The sequence below is a fragment of the Burkholderia sp. Se-20378 genome, from assembly GCF_017104665.1.
Classification (GTDB): Bacteria; Pseudomonadota; Gammaproteobacteria; order Burkholderiales; family Burkholderiaceae; genus Burkholderia; species Burkholderia lata.
This window is the reverse complement of record NZ_JAAGPG010000533.1, coordinates 1-5,403: the sequence shown is the minus strand read 5'-3', so window position 1 is coordinate 5,403 and position 5,403 is coordinate 1. Positions and strand designations below refer to the sequence as shown.

The following is a 5,403-nucleotide window of genomic DNA, read 5'->3' as shown; positions in this document are numbered from 1 at the left end:
ACACCGCGAGCACGGTCGCCGTGATCACGCCGCCGAGCACGCCGGTGCCGATCGCCATCTGCGCGCCGGACGCGGCGCCCGACGCGAACGCGAGCGGCAGCACGCCGACGCCGAACGCGAGCGACGTCATCACGATCGGCCGCAGCCGCAGGCGCGCGGCCTCGAGCGCCGCGTCGACGGGCGACATGCGCTGCGCGACCAGGTCCTTCGCGACTTCGACGATCAGGATCGCGTTCTTCGCGGACAACCCGATCGTCGCGATCAGCCCCACCTTGAAGTAGATGTCGTTCGGCATCATCCGCAGCGTGACGCCGAGCACTGCGCCGATCACGCCGAGCGGCACGACCAGCATCACCGCGAACGGAATCGACCAGCTCTCGTAGAGCGCCGCGAGCGCGAGGAACACGACGAGCACCGACAGCGCGAACAGCATCGGCGCCTGCGCACCCGACAGCCGCTCCTCGAACGACTGCCCCGACCACGAGAAGCCCGTGCCGGCCGGCAGTTTCCCGGCGAGCCGCTCGATCGCGGTCATTGCCTCGCCGCTGCTGTGGCCTTCCGCGGCCGAGCCGTTGATCGTGAACGACGGAAAGCCGTTGTAGCGCGTGAGCTGCGGCGGCCCGAGCGTCCAGTGCAGCGTGGTGAACGCCGCGAGCGGCACCATCTCGCCGCGCGTGTTGCGCACGCGCAGCTTCTTCACGTCGTCCGGATCGAGCCGGTGCAGCCCGTCGGCCTGCACGATCACGCGCCGCACCTGCGTGCCGTGCATGAAGTCGCCGATATAGTCGGAGCCGAACATCACCGCGAGCGTCGTGTTGATCTCGTCCATCGACACGCCGAGCGCGGACGCCTTCGCGCGATCGATGTCGAGCTTCAGTTGCGGCGCGTCCTGCGTGCCGGCGAACATCAGGTCGGTCAGCGCCGGATCCTTGCGGCCCGTCTCCAGCAACTTCTCGCGCGCGGCGCTGAACGTCGCGTAGTCGAGCCCGCCGCGGTTCTGCAGCCGGAAGTCGAAGCCGCTCGTCGAGCCGAGATCGGGCAGCGCCGGCGAGTTCATCGCGAACACCGTCGTGTTCGGCGTGCTCGCGAAGCGCTCGTTGATACGCGCGACGATCGCCTGCACGTGCGCGTCTTCGCTCTTGCGCTCCTTCCAGTTCTTCAGCGTGACGAAGATCATCCCGCCGTTCGGCCCTTCGCCGTACAGGTTGAAGCCGCCGAGCGCATACGTGAACGCGGTCGGCTCGTCGCGACGGATGGTCGACTCGACTTCCCGCACGCTCTGCATCGTTTCCGCGAGCGGCGTGCCCTGCGGCCGGATCACCATCACCATGAAGTTGCCCTGGTCCTCGTCCGGCAGGAACGCGGTCGGCAGTTGCGTGAGCATCAACCCCGCAGCACCGGTCAGCGCACCGTATACGACGAGCCAGCGCACCGGCTTCTTCAGCATCTTGCCGACGCGCGTCGCATAGCGCTCAGTCGAGCGCGCGACGAAGCGGTTGAACCAGCCGAAGAAGCCGCGCTTCTCGTGATGGTCGCCGGACACGGGCTTGAGCAGCGTCGCGCACAGTGCGGGCGTCAGCGACAGCGCGAGGAAGGCCGAGAAGCCGATCGACACCGCGAGCGACAGCGCGAACTGCCGGTAGATGTTGCCCACCGCGCCGCCGAAGAACGCCATCGGCAGGAACACCGACGTCAGCACCACGGTGATCCCTATGATCGCGCCGCTGATCTGCTTCATCGCCTTGACGGTCGCGTCGTAAGGCCCCAGCCCCTCCTCGACCATCAGCCGCTCGACGTTCTCGACCACGACGATCGCATCGTCGACGAGAATGCCGATCGCGAGCACCATCCCGAACATCGTCAGCACGTTGATCGAGAAGCCTGCCGCATACATCACGCCGAACGTGCCCGCGAGCGCGACCGGCACGACGAGCGTCGGGATCAGCGTCGCGCGCAGGTTCTGCATGAACAGGAACATCACGAGGAACACGAGCACGCCGGCCTCGATCAGCGTCGTGACGACCTTGTTCATCGACACGCGCACGAACGACGACGTCTCGAACGGGATCTGGTACTTCACGCCCGGCGGGAAATACGCGGACAGCTCGTCCATCGTCGCGCGCACGCGCTTCTCGGTCGATACCGCGTTCGAGCCCGGCGCGAGCTTGATGCCCATCCCGGTCGCGACCTTGCCGTTCACGTACGACGGGTAGTTGTAGTCGTTGCCGCCGAACTCGATGCGCGCGACATCGCGCAGGAACAGCGCTGAGCCGTCGGCCTGCGTGCGCAGCGCGATCGCGCCGAAGTCGGCCGGCGTCTTCAGCGGTGCATCGGCGAACACGGTCGCCGCGATCGGCGCGCTGGCCGGCACCGCGGTACGGCCGATGTCGCCGATCGTCACGCGCGCGTTGTGCGCGCGCACCGCCGACGCGATGTCCGACGCGGTGAGACCTTGCCCGGCCATCTTCACCGGGTCGGGCCAGATCCGCATCGCATATTCGGCGCCCCAGAACTGCACCTTGCCGACGCCCTCGACACGACGTAGCGCCTGCACGACGTTCGCCGACGCATATTCGCCCAGTTGCACGGCGGTCATCCGCCCGTCGTCGGACGTCAGCGACACCACGAGCTGGATGTTGTCGGCGGCCTTCTCGACCTGGATGCCGTCGCGCCGCACGGGTTCGGGCAATCGCGCCTCGACCGTCTTCAGCCGGTTCTGCACTTCGACGGCCGCGAGATCGGCGTTCACGCCCTGCTTGAACGTCAGGTACAGCGATGCCATCCCGGCGCTGCTGGTGGCCGACGTATACATCAGCCCCGGCGCACCGTTCATTTCGCGCTCGATCAGCGCGGTCACCGATTCCTCGACGACCTGCGCGGACGCGCCCGGGTACGTCGCATAGATGCTGACGACGGGCGGCGCGATGTCCGGGTACTGCGCAACGGGCAGCGCGCGGATCGCGAATGCGCCGCCCAGCATGATGAAGATTGCGATCACCCACGCGAAGACGGGGCGATCGATGAAGAAACGTGCCATGGTGGTGTGGTGTTAACCAGTCAGGTTTGACGGGCGGCCGCCTGCGAAGCGGCCGCTGCCGGCGCTGCCTTCGACGGCGGCGCCTGCTCGACGGGCTTGACGGCCGTATCGGGCGCGAACTGCGCGGCGTTGTCGACGATCACGCGCTCGCCGCCCGCGAGGCCGCGCGTGATGCGCCAGTCATGGCCGCTCATCTGGTCGGCTGCGACCTCGACGTCCTTGACCTTGCCGTTCGTGCCGACGACCCGCACCGACGTGCGGTCGGCCGTGCGCAGCAGCGCATCGCGCGGCACGAGGATCGCCCGCTGGTCGACCGCCGTGTCCAGCGCGATTCGCACATAGGCGCCCGGCAACAGCTCGCGCTCCGGATTCGGGAACAGTGCGCGCATCGCGACGGTGTCGGTGGTCGGGTCGACCGCGAGATCGCTGAACAGCAGCTTGCCCTTCAGCGGATAGGCGGTGCCGTCGGCGCGCAGCAACGTCACCGCGATGTCGTGCTGCGCGATGCCCGTCGCACGCCCGCTCTTCACCGCGCGGCGCAGCGCATCGACGTCGGCGGCCGGCTGCGAGAAGTTCACGTAAATCGGATCGAGCTGCTCGACGGTCGTGAGCGGCGTCGCCTCGTTCTGGCCGACCAGCGCGCCTTCGGTCACGAGCGCGCGCCGTGCGCGGCCCGCGATCGGCGCGGTGACGGTCGCATAGTCGAGCTGCAACTGCGCCCGTGCGAGTTCCGCCTTCGCGGACGCGACGTCGGCCTTCGCCTGCGTGTCGTCGGCAACGGCCTCGGTATGGTCGCGCTCGCTCACCGCGCGATCGCGCACGAGATCGTCGTAACGGCGACGCTTGTCGCTCGCCGCGAGTGCGGCGGCCTGCGCCTTCGCAAGCGCACCCTGCGCGGCGTCGCGCGCGGCCTTCAGCGGTGCGGGGTCGATGCGGAACAGCACCGCGCCCTGCTTCACTTCCTGGCCTTCCTCGTAGGTACGCGCGGTCACGATGCCCGCGACCCGCGCGCGGACTTCCGCCTGCCGGTAAGCATCGAGCCGGCCCGGCAATTCGACGGTCATCGGCACGGCCGTCGGGCGCACCGTCACGACCGTTGCCTGTTTCGCGGCCTCCGGCGCGGCGTCCTTGTCGCCCTTTCCACATCCGGCCAGGGCCAGCACGGCCGCCAGCGCGAACGGCGCCAGTCGGTGGCGCAACAGGGAGCGATTGTTATTCATGTGTGACCTCAGATCGTTCGCCACCGATAAAATGCGGCGGCTCAGGGTGGCCGATTATAATCAGTCACGACTGATTAAATACACGCCACTTCAATCTGACCGTCACACTGTCTCAATAAAACGACAGCGAACTGTAAGGAATTTCAGGACATGGCCCGCAAGACCCGCGAAGAATCGCTCGCCATCAAGCACCGGATCCTCGACGCCGCCGAACTTGTGCTGCTCGAGAAAGGCGTGGCGCAAACCGCGATGGCGGACCTCGCCGAGGCCGCCGGGATGTCTCGTGGCGCCGTCTACGGCCATTACCGCAACAAGATGGAAGTGTGTCTCGCGATGTGCGACCGCGCGTTCGCGCGCACGTCGGAAGGCTTCGACGCGGGCGACGGGTTGCCGCCGCTCGCCACGCTGCGGCGCGCCGCGTCGCACTATCTGCAGGAATGTGGCGAGCCGGGCCCGATGCAGCGCGTGCTCGTGATCCTCTATACGAAGTGCGAGCAGAGCGAGGAAAACGGCGAGTTGCAGCGGCGCCGCATGCTGCTCGAGTTGCAGATGCTGCGGATCACGAAGGCGCTGCTGCGCCGCGCGATCGCGGCCGGCGAAGTCGCCGCCGATCTCGACGTGCACCTGGCCGCCGTCTATCTCGTGTCGCTGCTCGAAGGCGTGTTCGCGTCGATGATCTGGACCAACCGGCTGCGCGGCAACCTGTGGAACGACGCCGAAGCCATGCTCGATGCCGGCTTCGACACCGTGCGCATGTCCGCCGCGCTGCGCATCCGCGCGCACAAATTGCCGGACTGATGGAATTTGTCGTAATAAATGCTGATTTAACCCGATTTACCGCACTGCGAAACGAATGAGCTGACCCCCTTTAAAATTTTTAACGTTTCGCGGAACATCGGTAGACTGACGCTGTCATCTTTCTTTAGCGTCTTCGTGATAACCGGGTACGACCCGGTATGCACGCCGCCGTTCGAAGCGGGCCCGCCCCGCGCGTTGGGTCGAACGGAAACGACACGGGCCCCTGGCGGGGCCTGTTTTGTTGCACGCCCGCCGCCCGCCCCGTCGCCGCCCGACGGCTGTGCCGCCGGTGGCCCCTGCCCACACCCCTTTGAACCGCTTTCCTGGATGTGGACACCTTGGTCAAGA

General features: G+C 67.3%; 3 protein-coding genes. 1 reads left to right on the top strand and 2 read right to left on the bottom strand.

Features of this window, described 5'->3' with window-relative positions:
* Both G3N93_RS33040 and G3N93_RS33035 read right to left on the bottom strand, forming a co-directional pair.
* A partial coding sequence (locus tag G3N93_RS33040) for a multidrug efflux RND transporter permease subunit (protein ID WP_206134845.1) occupies nucleotides 1-3,037 on the bottom strand: 3,037 nt, incomplete at its 3' end.
* A 20-nt stretch (nucleotides 3,038-3,057) separates the two neighbouring features.
* A complete protein-coding gene (locus G3N93_RS33035; RefSeq protein ID WP_206134844.1) occupies nucleotides 3,058-4,257 on the bottom strand; it encodes a MexX/AxyX family multidrug efflux RND transporter periplasmic adaptor subunit in 1,200 nt (399 codons plus the stop codon).
* A gap of 150 nt (nucleotides 4,258-4,407) precedes the next feature.
* Here G3N93_RS33035 and G3N93_RS33030 point away from each other — a divergent pair, with 150 nt between their 5' ends.
* On the top strand, nucleotides 4,408-5,055 hold the full coding sequence (locus tag G3N93_RS33030; RefSeq protein ID WP_206134843.1) for a TetR family transcriptional regulator: 648 nt from the start codon (nucleotides 4,408-4,410) through the stop codon (nucleotides 5,053-5,055).
* Nucleotides 5,056-5,403 lie beyond the last annotated feature (348 nt).

Bases quoted from the DNA above. Each gene is read 5' to 3' on its own strand.
- G3N93_RS33030 (WP_206134843.1), top strand. From the start codon at position 4,408: ATGGCCCGCAAGACCCGCGAAGAATCGCTCGCCATCAAGCACCGGATC.
- G3N93_RS33035 (WP_206134844.1), bottom strand. From the start codon at position 4,257: ATGAATAACAATCGCTCCCTGTTGCGCCACCGACTGGCGCCGTTCGCG.